Below are 15,640 nucleotides of genomic sequence, written 5' to 3'. Positions count from 1 at the left end.
GAGAGGAACGCTATGTTTGGAAGAACATATTATTGTGGCGAGATAACTGAAAAAGCGATTGGCGAAACCGTCAAACTGAAAGGGTGGGTGCAGAAGCGGCGCGATCTCGGCGGCTTGATTTTCATTGATTTGCGCGACCGCTCGGGTATTGTGCAAGTTGTGTTCAACCCTGACGTATCGAAGGAAGCCCTTGCCGCAGCGGAAGCAATCAGAAACGAATATGTGCTTGATATCGAAGGCACGGTTTCTGCCCGTGAAGAAGGCACGGTGAATCCCAACCTGAAAACCGGTAAAATTGAAATCAAAGCTGAAGCGGTGACGGTGCTCAGTACGGCGAAAACGCCTCCGTTTCCGATCAGTGACCAGGCGGCTGAGGTTTCTGAAGACGTCCGGTTAAAACACCGCTATTTGGATTTGCGCCGCCCGGCGATGTTTCAAACATTGCAAATGCGCCACCAAGTCACAAAATCCATCCGCCATTTCTTGGATGAAAACGGATTTCTTGATATTGAAACACCGATTTTAACAAAAAGCTCTCCCGAAGGCGCCCGTGATTACTTAGTGCCGAGCCGGGTGCATGAAGGAGAATTTTACGCCCTTCCGCAATCGCCGCAGATTTTTAAACAGCTTCTGATGGTGTCGGGCTTTGAACGGTATTATCAAGTGGCCCGCTGCTTCCGCGATGAAGACTTGCGTGCCGACCGCCAGCCGGAATTTACGCAGATTGATATCGAAATGTCCTTTATGAGTCAAGAGGACATCATGGCTCTGGCGGAAGAGATGATGGCGAAAGTCATGCTTGAAACAAAAGGTGTTGAAGTACCGCTTCCGCTTCCGCGAATGACATATGAAGAAGCGATGAACAGCTACGGTTCCGACAAGCCTGACACCCGCTTCGGCATGCTGCTGACGGACGTGTCAGACATAGTGAAAGATACTGAATTTAAGGTGTTCTCATCAGCCGTGGCAAACGGCGGCGTTGTAAAAGCGATCAATGTCAAAGGCGCTGCCGGCGACTATTCCAGAAAAGATATCGATGCGCTCGGCGTTTTTGCCGGAAATTACGGCGCGAAAGGTCTCGCCTGGGTGAAAGTTGAAGCCGACGGCGTAAAAGGCCCGATTGCGAAATTCTTTGATGAAGAGAAGCAGGCAAAACTGGCTGAAGCGCTTGATGCTTCTGAAGGCGATCTGCTCCTGTTCGGCGCTGATAAGTTTGAGGTTGTGGCCCAATCCCTCGGCGCGCTTCGCTTAAAGCTCGGCAAAGAACGCGGCCTGATTGACGAAAGCCTCTTCAACTTCCTGTGGGTTGTGGACTGGCCGTTACTGGAGCATGACGAGGAAGAAGGCCGTTTCTATGCGGCTCACCATCCGTTTACAATGCCTGTCCGTGAAGATCTTGACCTGATTGAAACGGCGCCTGAAGATATGAAAGCGCAGGCTTACGACCTTGTTTTAAACGGCTATGAACTCGGCGGAGGCTCAATCCGTATTTTTGAAAAAGACGTTCAGGAAAAAATGTTCGGGCTTCTCGGCTTTACAAAAGAAGAAGCGGAGGAGGAGTTCGGATACCTTCTTGAAGCCTTTGAATACGGCGCCCCTCCGCACGGCGGAATCGCGCTCGGCTTAGACCGGTTGGTTATGCTTCTTGCAGGCCGCACAAACTTAAGAGATACGATCGCTTTCCCGAAAACGGCAAGCGCAAGCTGCCTTCTTACGGAAGCGCCCGGCGAAGTGAGCGACGCCCAGCTTGAAGAACTTCACCTTTCTGTCAAAAGAAAAGTGAAACAGTAAAGATCAGCAGTTTGTTTCTTGAAAATCAAAATCTGCTGTGATATGATTTTGACAAGTTAAATAAAGTCCTGATGTGTTAGTTGTACACCTAGTTTTGACCGAACATTTTTTTGATTTGGGAGCCCGCATTTTTAAATGGCGTACATGCCTCTTTTCATTCGTTAAGAGGACTTACAAGATTTAAAAAAGGGCACCCACCTGCTGAGAGCGGGTTCAAAACGAAGGAAAGCTGCAACGGCACAATTGGGACTTTATTTTTTGTGCGCTAAAACCAGCGGCTTTTTGACAAGCCGAGTTTATAAAACCAGAATGTGGAGTGAGGTTCTTGTTACATCAGTTTTCCAGAAATGAGCTAGCGATTGGAAAAGAAGGGCTGGACACGTTAAAAAACAGCACGGTGGCCGTTCTCGGCGTCGGCGGAGTCGGTTCATTCGCAGCCGAAGCATTGGCGAGGTCCGGAGTGGGGCGGATCGTGCTTGTCGATAAAGATGATGTTGACATTACAAACGTAAACCGCCAGCTGCATGCGCTCTTGTCGACGGTGGGACAGCCGAAAACAGACTTGATGAAAGCGCGGATCGCGGATATTAATCCGGATTGCGATGTCGTCGCCTTAAAAATGTTTTATACAGAAGAGACATATGAGCAGTTCTTTGAGCATCCGCTTGATTACGTCATTGACGCGTCGGATACGATTCATTATAAAATTCATCTGATGAAAGAATGTCTGAAACGGAATGTTCCGCTGATTTCAAGCATGGGAGCGGCGAATAAAACAGACCCGACACGCTTTCAGATTGCTGATATTTCAAAAACCCATACCGATCCGATTGCCAAAGTCGTCCGCACAAGGCTTCGCAAAGAGGGCATTAAAAAAGGCGTACAGGTCATTTTTTCTGATGAAAGCCCGATCGTCATCCGTGAGGACGTCAGAAAAGAAGTCGGGAATGATGAAGCGAAAATCCGCAAAGCGCAAATGCCGCCGTCTTCCAACGCCTGGGTTCCGTCAGTGGCCGGTCTGATTATGGGCGGACATGTTGTCATGGAGCTCTTAAAGGACATCGACATTAAACGGGTTAAAGATAAATAAAAAGAAAAACAGCCTTCTTCAGGAAAGGCTGTTTTTTTATTTGCATCCTCCGTTTACACGAAAGATTTTGGCCGGTATCAAAAAAGACAAGAACACATAGGGTGTCCTTGTCCGGTTATTTTTTCTGCTTCATCAGTTTTTCATACACTTGCTTTATGGCGGCTTCAAATTTCCCCGTTTGTTTCGGTTTATAGTATTGCTTGTTTTTTAACGGATCAGGCAAATATTGCTGTTCGACCCATCCGTTCTCGAAATCGTGAGGATATTGATAGCCGATCCCGCGTCCGAGCTCTTGGGCCCCTTTATAGTGGGCGTCTTTTAAATGTTTCGGCACATCGCCGATTTTACCCGTCCTGATGTCTTTGAGCGCCTCATCAACGGCTGAGATGGCGGAGTTTGATTTTGGCGAGAGGCATAATTCGATTACCGCATTGGCCAGCGGAATTCTCGCTTCCGGAAAGCCGATCCGTTCTGCGGTCTGAATCGCGCTCAGCACCCGGGGGCCTGCCTGCGGGCTTGCGAGGCCGATATCTTCATAGGCGATCACGAGAAGCCTTCTTGATATGCTTTCAAGGTCGCCGGCTTCGATCAGACGGGCCAGATAATGAAGGGCGGCGTTTGCGTCCGAGCCTCGGATCGATTTTTGGAAGGCGGATAAGACGTCATAATGCGCATCGCCGTTTTTATCATGAGTATAGCTTTTTTTCTGCAGACATTCTTCCGCCGTCTCCCGTGTAATCCGGATCGTGCCGTCGCTTGATTCCTTTGTGGAGAGCACGGCAAGCTCAAGTGCGTTCAAAGCGGAGCGGACGTCTCCTCCGCACCCTTGCGCGAAATGATCCATCGCGTCGTCGTCCACCGAAACGCTGTAGGAACCGAGCCCCCGGTGTTCATCTGTGAGCGCTCTTTCCAATGCCTGCTTGATCAGATCGGGTGTTAACGGTTCAAGCTCAAATATCTGGGTCCGGCTTCTGATGGCCGGGTTAATGGCATGATAAGGGTTGGCGGTCGTCGCGCCGATTAAAATAATCATGCCGTTTTCTAAATAGGGCAGCAGAAAATCCTGCTTTCCCTTATCAAGCCTGTGCACTTCGTCAAGGATTAAAATGACCTGGCCTGACATTTTCGCTTCCTGTACGACAATCTCCATGTCTTTTTTATTATGAATGACGGCATTCAATTTCCTGAATGCGATGCTTGTCGATCCTGCGATCGCTGTGGCGATGGACGTTTTTCCGATGCCCGGCGGTCCGTACAGGATCATGGATGATAAGTGCTTTGCACGCACCATTCTGCCGATGATTTTATCCTCTTTGACCAAATGTTCCTGGCCGATAATGTCTTCGATATTGGCAGGCCGCATCCGATACGCCAATGGTTTCATGAACATCTCTCCTTACATATACAGGGTAACGGAAAACGGACGATTAGAAAAGCGAATTGCGGCGGGCCCCGTGTTTCAATGAAAATTAGGATAAGTTATGTTATAATAACAGTTGGTCTATAAGATACTAAACAGATTATTCATATCCATTTACTTGTATAAATTAACAATTAGAATTGACTGGGGTGTTCATATTGAAAATATCGACAAAGGGAAGATACGGGCTCACCATTATGATTGAATTGGCGAAAAAGCACGGAGACGGTCCGACGTCGCTCAAAAGCATCGCCCAAACAAACAGCCTTTCTGAGCATTACTTGGAACAGCTTGTATCACCGCTCAGAAACGCCGGACTCGTAAAAAGCATCAGAGGCGCTTACGGGGGTTACGTGCTCGGGGGCCAGCCTGAAGAGATAACGGCCGGAGATATTATCAGAGTGCTGGAAGGGCCGATCAGCCCGGTAGAAGTGCTTGAGGATGAAGAGCCTGCCAAGCGGGAGTTATGGATCCGCATCCGCGACGCTGTAAAAGACGTGCTGGACAGCACGACGTTAGAAGACCTTGCGAGCTACACGGACGGCGAGCAGGAAGCTTATATGTTCTATATTTAAACCAGAGGTGTACAGACAATGGAACGGATTTATTTAGATCATGCCGCGACTTCCCCGATGGATGAGCGTGTGCTCGAAGAAATGAAGCCCCATTTCTTCGGCAGTTTCGGCAACCCGTCAAGCATTCATTCATTCGGGAGAGAATCCCGGAAATGGGTCGATGAAGCGAGAGCGGACATCGCGCGCGAAATCAGTGCGAAAGAACAGGAAATTATTTTCACAAGCGGCGGCACGGAGGCTGATAATTTAGCGATTTTCGGAACGGCTGCCGCCCGGAAGAATGAAGGTAAGCATATCATTACGACCGCTATTGAGCATCATGCTGTATTGCACGCCTGCGAAAAGCTGGAAGAAGACGGCTTTGAGGTGACATACCTCATCCCCGGCCCTTCAGGACGGATCAGTGCAAATCAGGTGAAAGAAGCGCTCCGTGATGATACAATCCTTGTTACCGTCATGTATGGCAATAACGAAGTCGGTACCATTCAGCCGATTGACGAAATCGGAGAGCTGTTAAGCGGGCATCAGGCCTATTTTCACACAGATGCCGTCCAGGCATTCGGTTATATGCCGATTGACGTGAAAAAAAGCAGAATTGACATGCTGTCTGTTTCCGGTCACAAGCTTAACGGGCCTAAAGGGACAGGCTTTTTATATGTAAATCAAGAGGTGAAGCTGTCACCGATTCTTCTCGGGGGAGAGCAGGAACGAAAGCGCCGCGCGGGGACGGAAAATGTACCGGGCATCGCCGGCTTAAGAGAAGCGGTCGTCCTTTCAAACCGTGAGAGGGAAGAGAAAACAGCGAAGTATAAGGAGTTTAAGAACATCATCATGAGCACGCTGGAAAAATCCGGCGTCACAGCGGAGGTGAACGGAGATGCCGAGAAATGCCTGCCTCATATTTTAAACCTTTACTTTCCCGGTGTGCCGGTGGAAGCGCTGCTGGTCAATCTTGACATGGAAGGCGTTGCCGTCTCCAGCGGATCTGCTTGTACAGCGGGATCCGTTCTTCCGTCCCATGTGCTTACGGCCATGTTCGGAAGTGAGAGCGGCAGGCTGACTTCGTCAATCCGCCTCAGCTTCGGCCTCGGCAATACGGCGGAACAAATCGAAACAGCCGCCGAAAAGCTTGCCGCCGTCGTTAAACGGCTTGCTTAAAACGGCGGACTTACGTTTTTAATGGAGTGAATGCAAATGGAAAAACGGCCGGAGGATACAAGAGTCGTAGTCGGCATGTCCGGCGGCGTGGACTCTTCCGTGGCGGCCCTTCTGCTGAAGGAGCAGGGCTACGATGTAATCGGAATCTTTATGAAAAACTGGGATGATACGGACGAAAACGGTTTTTGCACGGCGACGGAAGATTATGAAGACGTCATCCGGGTCTGCAACCAGATCGGAATTCCGTATTATGCCGTCAATTTTGAGAAGCAATATTGGGAAAAGGTATTTCAATATTTCCTTGATGAATATAAAGCCGGAAGAACCCCCAATCCGGATGTCATGTGCAATAAAGAAATTAAGTTTAAGGCTTTCTTGGATCATGCTCTGTCACTCGGCGCGGATTATCTTGCGACGGGCCATTACGCCCGCGTGGACAGAAGCGCAGGTACAGTGCGCATGCTCCGCGGTCTGGATGAAAACAAGGACCAGACTTATTTTCTGAATCAGCTCAATCAGGAACAGCTCAGCAAAGTCATGTTCCCGATCGGTGATCTGCAAAAAAGCCGCGTGCGGGAAATCGCCAAAGAAGCGGAACTTGCGACAGCTGCGAAAAAAGACAGCACGGGAATCTGCTTTATCGGTGAACGCAACTTCAAAACGTTTCTCAGCCAATATCTCCCCGCTCAGCCGGGCGATATGATGACAATGGACGGAGAAGTAAAAGGGCGTCATGACGGTCTGATGTATTATACTATCGGACAGCGCCACGGTCTTGGAATCGGCGGAAGCGGCGAGCCGTGGTTCGCCGTCGGTAAAGATCTTGAAAAAAACATTTTGTATGTTGATCAAGGGTTCCATAATCCGCTTCTGTATTCTGATAAGATCACGGCGACAAATGTCAGCTGGACGCGTCCCGGTCTGATGGACGGCGGCGAAATGACATGCACGGCGAAATTCCGCTACCGTCAGGAAGATCACAAAGTAACGGTGAAAATGACGGGTGATGATGAAGCGGAAGTCATTTTTGACGGGCAGGTACGCGCCGTTACGCCGGGACAAGCCGTCGTTTTTTATGACGGAGAAGAGTGCCTCGGCGGCGGAACGATAGATGACGTTTATAAAGACGGAACAAAACTGTGGTACGTATAACACATGTAAAAAACCTCAACTCGCATGTTGGGGTTTTTTAGCGAAAGGAAGTTAAAAATGGATTATAATAAAATCGGGATTGACGCCATGCAGGAGGGCGATTTTGAAAAAGCGGCAGAGGCTTTTACGAAAGCGATTGAGGAAAACGGGCAAGATCCGGTGCCATATATCAACTTCGCAAATCTGCTTTCTTCTGTGAACGAACTCGAACGGGCGCTTGCATTCTATAACAGAGCGCTCGAATTGGACAATTCGGCGGCAGCCGCTTATTACGGTGCGGGAAACGTATATGTGATGAAAGAATCGTTTTCCGAAGCGAAGGATATGTTTGAAAAAGCGCTTCGCTCCGGAATGGAAAACGGAGATTTGTTTTATATGCTGGGGACCGTTCTCGTTAAATTAGAGCGGCCGAAGCTTGCACTGCCATATTTGCAGCGTGCCGTTGAATTAAACGAAAATGACACGGAAGCACGCTTCCAGTTCGGAATGTGCCTCGCAAACGAAGAAATGCTGGATGAAGCTCTGGCGCAGTTTGAGACGGTGATCGAGCAGGACCCAAGCCACGCGGACGCATTTTATAATGCCGGGGTCGCTTACGCGTACAAAGAAAATCGTGAAAAGGCGCTTGAGATGCTGGAAGGCGCAATCGGCATACAGCCTGATCATATGCTTGCGCTTCATGCGAAACAGCTTATCACCCAGTCATAACAAAAGGAGGGAAGGCTCGTGGATCAGCTGAACATCGAGGAACAGCCGTATGTAAAAGGCGTCATTCATACGGTCATTTATCATAATGACACCAACCTGTATACAGTGCTGAAAGTCAAGGTTGCAGAAACGTCTGAGGCGATCGAAGACAAGGTCGTATCCGTAACGGGCTACTTCCCTCTGCTGCAAGAAGATGAGACCTACACATTTTACGGAAAAACCGCCACGCATCCTAAGTTCGGCCTGCAATTTCAGGCTGAGCACTTTAAAAAAGAAATTCCGACCACAAAAGAAGGGATCATTCACTATTTATCAAGTGATCTGTTTGAAGGAATCGGAAAAAAAACGGCGGAAGAAATCGTCAAAAAGCTCGGAGATGGCGCGCTCAATAAAATTCTGACGGATGCGTCGGTGCTTTACGATGTGCCGAAAATGTCGAAAAAGAAAGCGGATAAGCTTGCCGGAGAGCTGCAGCGGCATCAGGGGCTTGAGCAGATTATGATCTCTCTGAACCAATACGGTTTCGGGCCTCAGCTATCCATGAAAATATATCAGGCCTACGAAACGGAAACACTGGAGAAAATTCAGGAAAATCCTTATCAGCTTGTAAAAGACGTTGAAGGCATCGGCTTTGTGAAAGCTGACGAGCTGGGCGGAAAAATGGGTCTGTCAGGAAACCACCCGGAGCGGATCAAAGCGGCTATCTTATATACAATTGAATCGACCTGTCTTTCAGAGGGCCATACGTACATAGAAACAAAGCAGCTGATAATCAATACGCAAACGCTCCTGAATCAGTCAGCTGAAGGCGGCCGCGTCACGGAAATGGATGCGGCTGACGGCATCATCGCCCTCGGGGAGAGTAAGGATATCGTCATAGAAGGAGAACGCTGCTATTTTCCGTCCTTGTTTTACGCCGAACAAAATGTCGCAAAACGCGTGCTCGACATTGCGGCTCAGACGGAGTATGCCGATCAATTTCCTGAATCGGAATTTCTGCTTGCACTCGGTGAACTGGAAGAACGGATGAATGTTCAATACGCACCAAGCCAAAAGGATGCCATTCAAAAAGCGCTGTCTTCACCGATGCTTTTACTGACCGGAGGACCTGGGACGGGGAAAACGACCGTTATTAAAGGAATCGTGGAATTATACAGTGAACTGCACGGAGTATCGCTTGACCCCGGTGATTATAAAAAAGACGAGGCGTTCCCGGTGCTGCTTGCCGCGCCGACGGGAAGAGCCGCAAAACGGATGAGCGAATCTACGGGTCTGCCGGCTGTTACGATACACAGGCTGCTCGGCTGGAATGGCGCTGAAGGCTTTACCTACAATGAAGATCAGCCGATAGAAGGGAAACTGATCATTATAGACGAAGCGAGTATGCTCGATATCTGGCTCGCCAGCCATTTGTTTAAGGCGCTTCCTAAGCACATTCAGCTCATTGTCGTCGGTGATGAAGACCAGCTTCCTTCAGTAGGACCGGGGCAGGTGCTCAGAGACCTTTTGGCTTCTGAGGTGCTGCCGACCGTGCGCCTGACAGATATTTACCGTCAGGCTGAAGGATCATCCATTGTGGAACTTGCGCATGATATGAAAAAAGGACTGCTTCCAAAGGGGCTGACCGCGCCGACAAAGGACCGCTCATTTATCCGCTGTAATTCTTCACAGATTAAAGAAGTCGTGGATCAGGTCGTTTCGAACGCGTTAAAAAAGGGGTATACCTCCAGGGATATTCAAGTGCTTGCCCCGATGTACAGGGGAAAAGCGGGAATTAACGAGCTGAATATGCTTCTTCAAGACATCATGAATCCGCCGAAAGAAAAAAGGCGGGAGCTGAAATTCGGTGATGTCGTCTACAGGACGGGCGATAAAATATTACAGCTTGTCAACCAGCCGGAAAACAATGTGTTTAACGGCGATATTGGCGAAATCGTATCCATTTTTTATGCCAAAGAAAATACGGAAAAAGAAGACATGGTCGTCGTCTCATTTGACGGCAACGAAATCACCTTTACGAAAAAGGATTTCAGCCAGTTCACCCACGCTTACTGCTGTTCGATTCATAAGTCGCAGGGAAGCGAATTCCCTATTGTCGTCCTGCCTGTCGTCAAAGGCTACTATCGAATGCTCAGGAGAAATCTGCTTTATACCGCCATAACAAGAGCGAAAAAATTTCTGATTCTTTGCGGAGAAGAAGAAGCGCTTGAATGGGGCGTCAAAAACAATGATGCCACCGTCAGACAGACGTCGCTTAAAAACAGGCTCACAGAGCAGACTGAAGAGATGGATGCAGAACTGGCCGCCCTGCAAAAAGAGCTGCCGTTCAGTGTATATGATGCGAACATCGGAATGGAAGGCATCACGCCGTTTGACTTTATGGAAGAAAAAGCGTAAATAAAACCCGGAGCATAAACATGCGCCGGGTTTTCGCCTGTGGAAGTCATTTCAAAGTATGCTGCCCGGCTTCTTGGCAAAACCTATACGTGTTCAACAAAAGGTGGTTGATCACACTTTGAGAACATGCCATGCAGCTGAAGGACGAACAGTATATGACGAAAACACCGGGCGCAGTCTCGGGATGATATCGGATGTATGTTTCTCTCTTGACGGCCGGTTTCTCGGTTTCGTGCTGGAGCAGAAACGCCTGTTTCATAACCGCCATCTTTTTTTAGAGGCAAGTGATATAAAAGAGATGGATCAAGAAGCCGTAGCTGCCGGTCATGCTCATTTGCAGCCTTTGCCGAAGAGCTGTTTCACCTTTGAACAGATTAAGATGCAGCCGGTGAAATCGCCTGATGGTGAAATGTTCGGTTTGCTGGAAGATGTATACTTTTGTTTGGACAGGGGCATAATCGTAGCATATGAACTCTCGGACGGCTTCTTTTCAGATCTGGCTGGCAGACGCCAAGTGCGCCGCGCCGCCGATACGCTTATTGAAGCGGGGAAAGAAGGCATCGTCCTGAACGGATAAGAGGTGTAGTCTGTGCTTGTATGTCCGAACTGCAAAAGTAAAGATATCGGCAAAATCGGCGTAAACCAATACTATTGCTGGGGCTGCTTCATTGAGCTGACGGTGGCCAAAGGCAAAATTGCGACACATCAAGTAGAGGAAGACGGCACGTTAAGCAGTCTTGATGATTTGTTTTCTGAAGACGAACGCAGTATCAATTTTTAAAGTTGAAAGGAGATACGCGCGATGGGCAGAACAATGACCTCTCTGTTGGCTTTAGGAGCTGGAGCCGTTATGTATCGTATGGCTTCTCAGTCCGATATGCTGAATAAAAAAGGTATGAAACGGATGAGAAGACGAGTCATGAAAATGTTTTAAGCAGAAAAAAGGATACTTCTCCGGAAGTATCCTTTTTACGTTTGTCTCGCTTCCAGCCGTCTGGCTGCGAGAGACAGGCAGTAATTGACCGCGAAATACATCAGGGCCGCCAGCAGAAAGATCGGGAAAAAATATCCCCCGTCAGCGCTTTGTCCGTTTAAAATCTGCGCGTTATGAATCAGTTCGGGCAGAGCGATGACGACCGCAAGTGACGTATCCTTTAATAAGGAGATAAACTGGCTCACAATCGGAGGAACCATACGCCTGAGCGCCTGCGGCATGACGACGAGAAAAAGAGTCTGCGTGTACGTCAGTCCTGAAGAACGCGCCGCTTCAATCTGTCCTTTGTCAACGGATTGCAAACCGCTTCTGATGATTTCTGACAGCATGGCCGATTCAAAAATCGTCAGCGCCGTGATGGCGGCCGCGGTAATTTCCAGTTTGATCCCGATTTCCGGTAGGGCAAAAAACGTAAAGAAAATGATTAATAACAGCGGCAGGTTGCGGATGGTTTCCACAATGGCCGCTATAATGCCCGAGACGATAGGAATTTTCGCATAGCGCAAAGTGCCGGCGGCAAGCCCGAAAATAAAACTCAGGACAATGGAGATCAGCGCAACATAAAGTGTGACCAAAAAGCCGTCCCATAAAAACAGCAGATGGTCAGGTGTATAGGCGCCGCTAAAATCCATGTTTTTCACTCTCCTTCTCTAATAACTCTTTCCGAGACGTCTTTCCAAATAGTGAACCCCGATGCTGAGCGGGATCGTTACTATCAAATAAAAAAGCGCGACGAAAATATAGACATCAAACACGACAAGAGTGCTTGAGGAAACGAGATCCGCCTGATACATCAAATCGAGTCCCGCCACCACTCCGAGTATTGATGAGTTTTTGACAAGGTTGAGAAATTGGTTTCCGAGCGGGGGAATCACGATTTTTACGGCCTGAGGAAGAATGACGTATCTCATCGCCTGACTGTAGGTGAAGCCTGACGATCTGGCCGCTTCCATCTGCCCTTTGGAGACAGTCTGAATTCCGGCTCTGATGGCTTCTGCGATAAAGGCCGACGTGTATATCGTAAGCGCAATCGTTCCCGCCTGAAAGCCGTCCAGTCTCAGCCCGGCGTTCGGAAGTCCGAAATAAAAAACGAATGTGATGAGGAGAAGCGGGATGTTGCGGATAAATTCCACATACGCAGTGCCGATCCATTGAAGGGGTTTGAAAGCCGTGATTCTCATGACTGCGATCAGAACGCCCAGCGCAAAGCTGCCTGCCAGCGCGATGAAGCTCGCAAGCAATGTGTGCAGGAAACCGTCCATATACATATCGAAGTTTTCCGTTAAAATTGAAAAGTTCATCTATGTCACTCCTTATAAAACGGGGATGAGCATGCCTGCTCATCCCGCGGTCCTTTCTATTTTGCCGGTTCTTCTTTAATCCATTTTTTATAGATTTTTTCGTACCTGCCGTCGGCTTTCATTTTTTTCAAAGAGGCGTTGATTTCCTTGATGAGTCCGGATTGGCCTTTTTTGACGGCGATTCCGTAAGGTTCATCGGTGAAGGTTTCGCCTGTCAGCTGATATTGTTTATTTTCATCTGCCATGCCGTATAAAATCGCATTATCAGTTGTGAGCGCATCTCCCTGTCCTGCTTTAAGCGCAGTGAACGCTTCGGCGTAATTTTCAAATTCCAGCACTGAGGCGTCAGGCGCTTTTTCTCTGATGTTTTGTGAGGAAGTAGAGCCTTTTACCGCCAATACTTTTGAGCCTTTTCCCAGGTCTTCGGTGCTTTTGATGCTGCTTCCTTTTTTGACGAGCAGGGATTGCCCGGCTTCAAAATAAACATCTGAGAAATCAACTTCTTTTTTCCGCTCATCCGTTATTGTCATCGTGGCGGTGATGGCATCGATATCGCCGTTTTGCAGCATCGGAATTCTCGTTTTTGACGTCACTTCTTTAAATTCCGCTTTCTTCTCATCCCCCAGAATATCTTTTGCGAGCTGTTTTGAGATATCAATATCGAAGCCTTCAATATCACCGGAGCTTGGGTTTTTCAGCCCGAATAACCTCGTGTCGGTTTTGACGCCGAAGATGATTTTGTCTCTGTCTTTAATAGAGGCTAACGTGTCTTTTCCCGTTCCTTTTGAATCTCCGGACGTTTCTTTCCCTCCGCAGGCGGCCAGCATAAAGACGGCCAGCAGTGATATCAACCCGAATGACAACCATTTTGTTACGCGTGACATAAGCGCTCCTCCGTTTCTTTTCAGTGATTTAAAATACGGCTTAAGAATAAACGCGCCCTCTCTTCACGGGGGCTTTCGTAAAATTCAGCCGGTGCAGCTTCTTCTAAGATGGCTCCGCCGTCGATAAACACGATGCGGTCCGCCACTTCTTTTGCGAATCCCATTTCATGTGTGACGACTGCCATGGTCATGCCTTCCTTTGCGAGTGTTTTCATGACATCCAGCACTTCCCCGATCATTTCCGGGTCAAGCGCGGATGTGGGTTCATCAAACAGCATAATTTCGGGCTTCGTCGCAAGCCCCCTGGCGATGGCGACACGCTGCTGCTGGCCGCCGGAAAGCTGTGAAGGATAAGCGTCCGCTTTTTCCGGTATACCGACTTTTTTCAAATAGTATAAGGCCGTTTCTTTTGCTTCTTCTTTTGATTGCTTAAGCACTTTGATCGGTGCGAGCATGATGTTTTGCAGAACGGTTTTGTGCGGGTACAGATGAAAATGCTGGAACACCATGCCGATATTGCGGCGGACCTTATTTATATCCGTTTTCTTGTCATGGATGGAGACGCCGTTTACCGTTAAGGCGCCTCCATCAACTGTTTCCAGCTGATTAATGCAGCGGAGAAGCGTGCTTTTTCCCGATCCTGAAGGTCCGATGATAACGACGACTTCCCCTTTTTTAATGTGCAGATTAATGTTTTTCAGCACGTGGAAATGTCCGTAGTGCTTATTTACATCCTGAAATGAAATCATGGCCATCCTCCTTAAAAAACATGAGTCATATTGACTGGGCAGTTTTTGAAATCCTTTAACACATTACGATGGTTATACAGATTTTTATGAATATTATTTAGATTATTTCGTAATTTCTGATAATTATTTCCGTCAAGAGGTCTGCGTCATAAGGCGGAGTTTATGAAACGGGAATAATTCCGGCTTTCTGTCAAAAGATAAAGCAAGAGGTGAAACGTCATGCTTCAAAAACCGCTGCAGCTCTTAATGTGGACGGCTGTATGTCTGCTCGTTTTGTTAACAGTGTATGTCTTTTGCATGCTCGATATGTTATGGTCTCCCATTTGGCTTGTTATAAAATCTCTCTTTATTCCTATATTCATCGCAGTATTTATTGCTTATCTTTTACTTCCGATTACTGAATGGCTTCATAGAAAAGGGATGCCTAGAACTTTAAGCCTGCTTCTGATTTATTGCCTGTTTTTCGGCGGAATCGGCTGGGGGGTTTATAAAGGGGTTCCTGTTTTAATTGAACAGCTGCAGGATCTGTCTGAGAGCATTCCCGGTCTTGCCAAAAACTACAACAGCATGCTGAAGCATCTGCATAATCACACGGATCATTGGCCTGACGGCATGCACCATCGAATGGACAAAATGATTCAGCAGACAGAAACGTTTCTTGCCGGCACGATTGAAAGCACGATCAGAAGCATCCGTTTCGTGCTTGATTATATCCTGATCGCGGCGACGATTCCTTTTCTCGTGTTCTATATGGTGAAGGATATAGACGTCATGAAAAAGACAGTCTGGTATTTGACGCCGAAGTCCTGGAGAAAAAGGGGGAGTGAATTTCTGCGGGATGTAGACGACTCTCTCGGTGATTACATCCGCGGTCAGCTTCTCGTTTGTTTTTTGCTCGGGCTAATAGCCGGCGTTTCATTTTGGCTGTTCGGGCTTCCTTATCCGCTGATTTTGGGTCTTGCCATCGGGATTACGAATGTCATCCCGTATTTCGGTCCGTTTATCGGCGCTGTACCGGCGCTGCTCCTTGCGCTGGCGATTTCTGCTAAAGCTGTGATCATCGTAATCGTCACGATTTTTATTCTGCAATTTATAGAAGGAAACATTTTGAGCCCGCTTATTGTCGGGCGCAGTCTCAGAATGCACCCCGTCGTGATCATGCTGGCGCTCCTTGCCGGCGGAGAGCTCGCGGGCATTCCCGGCATGATTCTCGCTGTTCCGGCGGCAGCCGTTTTAAAAGTGACGGCCATACACTTTTTGCGGATCAGGACGGAACATTGACATTCGGGTTCTGCTTGTCTATAATTTCGAGTAGAATACATACGAATCTCGAGTGACGGATATGAGTACGCCGAAGCCCTGTTTAAGAGAGAAGCTCCGATACGCTGAAAGGAGCTTCAGCAGAAGATCGGCGGAAGCTA

16 protein-coding genes, 1 other RNA gene and 1 other annotated feature (1 of these 18 only partly in view) are annotated in these 15,640 nt (G+C 48.2%); of the genes, 12 read left to right on the top strand and 5 right to left on the bottom strand.

Going from position 1 to position 15,640, the window contains the following annotated elements; translation table 11 throughout:
* Nucleotides 1-12 precede the first annotated feature (12 nt).
* From aspS to JNUCC21_RS13960, 3 genes are all read left to right on the top strand, one after another.
* Nucleotides 13-1,791 (top strand): aspartate--tRNA ligase, encoded by a 1,779-nt coding sequence (gene aspS / locus JNUCC21_RS13970; RefSeq protein WP_020956140.1) that lies wholly within the window; start codon nt 13-15, stop codon nt 1,789-1,791.
* A gap of 62 nt (nt 1,792-1,853) precedes the next feature.
* Nucleotides 1,854-2,045, top strand: a non-coding RNA gene (gene ssrS / locus JNUCC21_RS13965) — 6S RNA.
* Between the two features lie 71 nt (nt 2,046-2,116).
* Entirely contained in the window at nt 2,117-2,881 is a 765-nt protein-coding gene (locus JNUCC21_RS13960) for a ThiF family adenylyltransferase (RefSeq protein ID WP_015240289.1), read from the top strand.
* Between the two features lie 115 nt (nt 2,882-2,996).
* Here the strand turns inward: JNUCC21_RS13960 and JNUCC21_RS13955 are convergent, their stop codons facing one another.
* Nucleotides 2,997-4,265 (bottom strand): replication-associated recombination protein A, encoded by a 1,269-nt coding sequence (locus tag JNUCC21_RS13955; protein WP_015240288.1) that lies wholly within the window; start codon nt 4,263-4,265, stop codon nt 2,997-2,999.
* 194 nt (nt 4,266-4,459) lie between these two features.
* Between JNUCC21_RS13955 and cymR the strand changes: the two genes are divergently transcribed.
* The 8 genes from cymR (at nt 4,460) to JNUCC21_RS13915 (ending at nt 11,225) form a co-directional block, all read left to right on the top strand.
* A complete protein-coding gene (gene cymR, locus JNUCC21_RS13950) occupies nt 4,460-4,876 on the top strand; it encodes a cysteine metabolism transcriptional regulator CymR (RefSeq protein ID WP_003152730.1) in 417 nt (138 codons plus the stop codon).
* Between the two features lie 18 nt (nt 4,877-4,894).
* Entirely contained in the window at nt 4,895-6,034 is a 1,140-nt protein-coding gene (locus JNUCC21_RS13945) for a cysteine desulfurase family protein (protein ID WP_151280724.1), read from the top strand.
* A 36-nt stretch (nt 6,035-6,070) separates the two neighbouring features.
* The gene (gene mnmA, locus JNUCC21_RS13940) at nt 6,071-7,186 is read left to right on the top strand and encodes a tRNA 2-thiouridine(34) synthase MnmA (RefSeq protein WP_012118077.1); all 1,116 of its coding nucleotides are present in this window, start codon (nt 6,071-6,073) and stop codon (nt 7,184-7,186) included.
* A gap of 57 nt (nt 7,187-7,243) precedes the next feature.
* Nucleotides 7,244-7,894 (top strand): lipopolysaccharide assembly protein LapB, encoded by a 651-nt coding sequence (locus JNUCC21_RS13935; RefSeq protein ID WP_007408203.1) that lies wholly within the window; start codon nt 7,244-7,246, stop codon nt 7,892-7,894.
* A gap of 18 nt (nt 7,895-7,912) precedes the next feature.
* A complete protein-coding gene (locus tag JNUCC21_RS13930) occupies nt 7,913-10,291 on the top strand; it encodes an ATP-dependent RecD-like DNA helicase (RefSeq protein WP_007408204.1) in 2,379 nt (792 codons plus the stop codon).
* A gap of 118 nt (nt 10,292-10,409) precedes the next feature.
* Entirely contained in the window at nt 10,410-10,868 is a 459-nt protein-coding gene (locus tag JNUCC21_RS13925; RefSeq protein ID WP_007408205.1) for a PRC-barrel domain-containing protein, read from the top strand.
* Between the two features lie 12 nt (nt 10,869-10,880).
* A complete protein-coding gene (locus JNUCC21_RS13920; RefSeq protein WP_003152738.1) occupies nt 10,881-11,072 on the top strand; it encodes a hypothetical protein in 192 nt (63 codons plus the stop codon).
* Between the two features lie 21 nt (nt 11,073-11,093).
* Complete coding sequence (locus tag JNUCC21_RS13915) at nt 11,094-11,225, top strand: YrzQ family protein (RefSeq protein ID WP_003152741.1); 132 nt, start codon at nt 11,094-11,096, stop codon at nt 11,223-11,225.
* Between the two features lie 35 nt (nt 11,226-11,260).
* On the opposite strand, the gene JNUCC21_RS13910 is transcribed toward JNUCC21_RS13915, so the two are convergent.
* From JNUCC21_RS13910 to JNUCC21_RS13895, 4 genes are read right to left on the bottom strand one after another with little or no spacing between them, the layout of a single operon-like run.
* On the bottom strand, nt 11,261-11,917 hold the full coding sequence (locus tag JNUCC21_RS13910) for an amino acid ABC transporter permease (protein WP_012118075.1): 657 nt from the start codon (nt 11,915-11,917) through the stop codon (nt 11,261-11,263).
* An 18-nt stretch (nt 11,918-11,935) separates the two neighbouring features.
* Nucleotides 11,936-12,586 (bottom strand): amino acid ABC transporter permease, encoded by a 651-nt coding sequence (locus JNUCC21_RS13905; RefSeq protein WP_007408207.1) that lies wholly within the window; start codon nt 12,584-12,586, stop codon nt 11,936-11,938.
* Nucleotides 12,587-12,642: 56 nt separating this feature from the next.
* Entirely contained in the window at nt 12,643-13,470 is an 828-nt protein-coding gene (locus JNUCC21_RS13900; protein WP_007408208.1) for a transporter substrate-binding domain-containing protein, read from the bottom strand.
* A gap of 20 nt (nt 13,471-13,490) precedes the next feature.
* Nucleotides 13,491-14,219 carry an amino acid ABC transporter ATP-binding protein gene (locus tag JNUCC21_RS13895; RefSeq protein WP_369878224.1) on the bottom strand — a complete coding sequence of 243 codons (729 nt, stop codon included), beginning with the start codon at nt 14,217-14,219 and terminating at the stop codon, nt 13,491-13,493.
* Between the two features lie 219 nt (nt 14,220-14,438).
* Between JNUCC21_RS13895 and JNUCC21_RS13890 the strand changes: the two genes are divergently transcribed.
* Nucleotides 14,439-15,500, top strand: a complete 1,062-nt coding sequence (locus JNUCC21_RS13890) for an AI-2E family transporter (RefSeq protein WP_007408210.1) — start codon at nt 14,439-14,441, stop codon at nt 15,498-15,500.
* A 43-nt stretch (nt 15,501-15,543) separates the two neighbouring features.
* Nucleotides 15,544-15,640: a binding site (T-box leader), on the top strand; it runs 111 nt beyond the window's last position.

This window comes from Bacillus sp. JNUCC-21 (assembly GCF_041222765.1).
In the GTDB taxonomy this organism is placed as follows: domain Bacteria; phylum Bacillota; class Bacilli; order Bacillales; family Bacillaceae; genus Bacillus; species Bacillus velezensis.
Note: the sequence above shows the minus strand (reverse complement) of the source record. Positions and strands in the feature narration are given on the sequence as shown.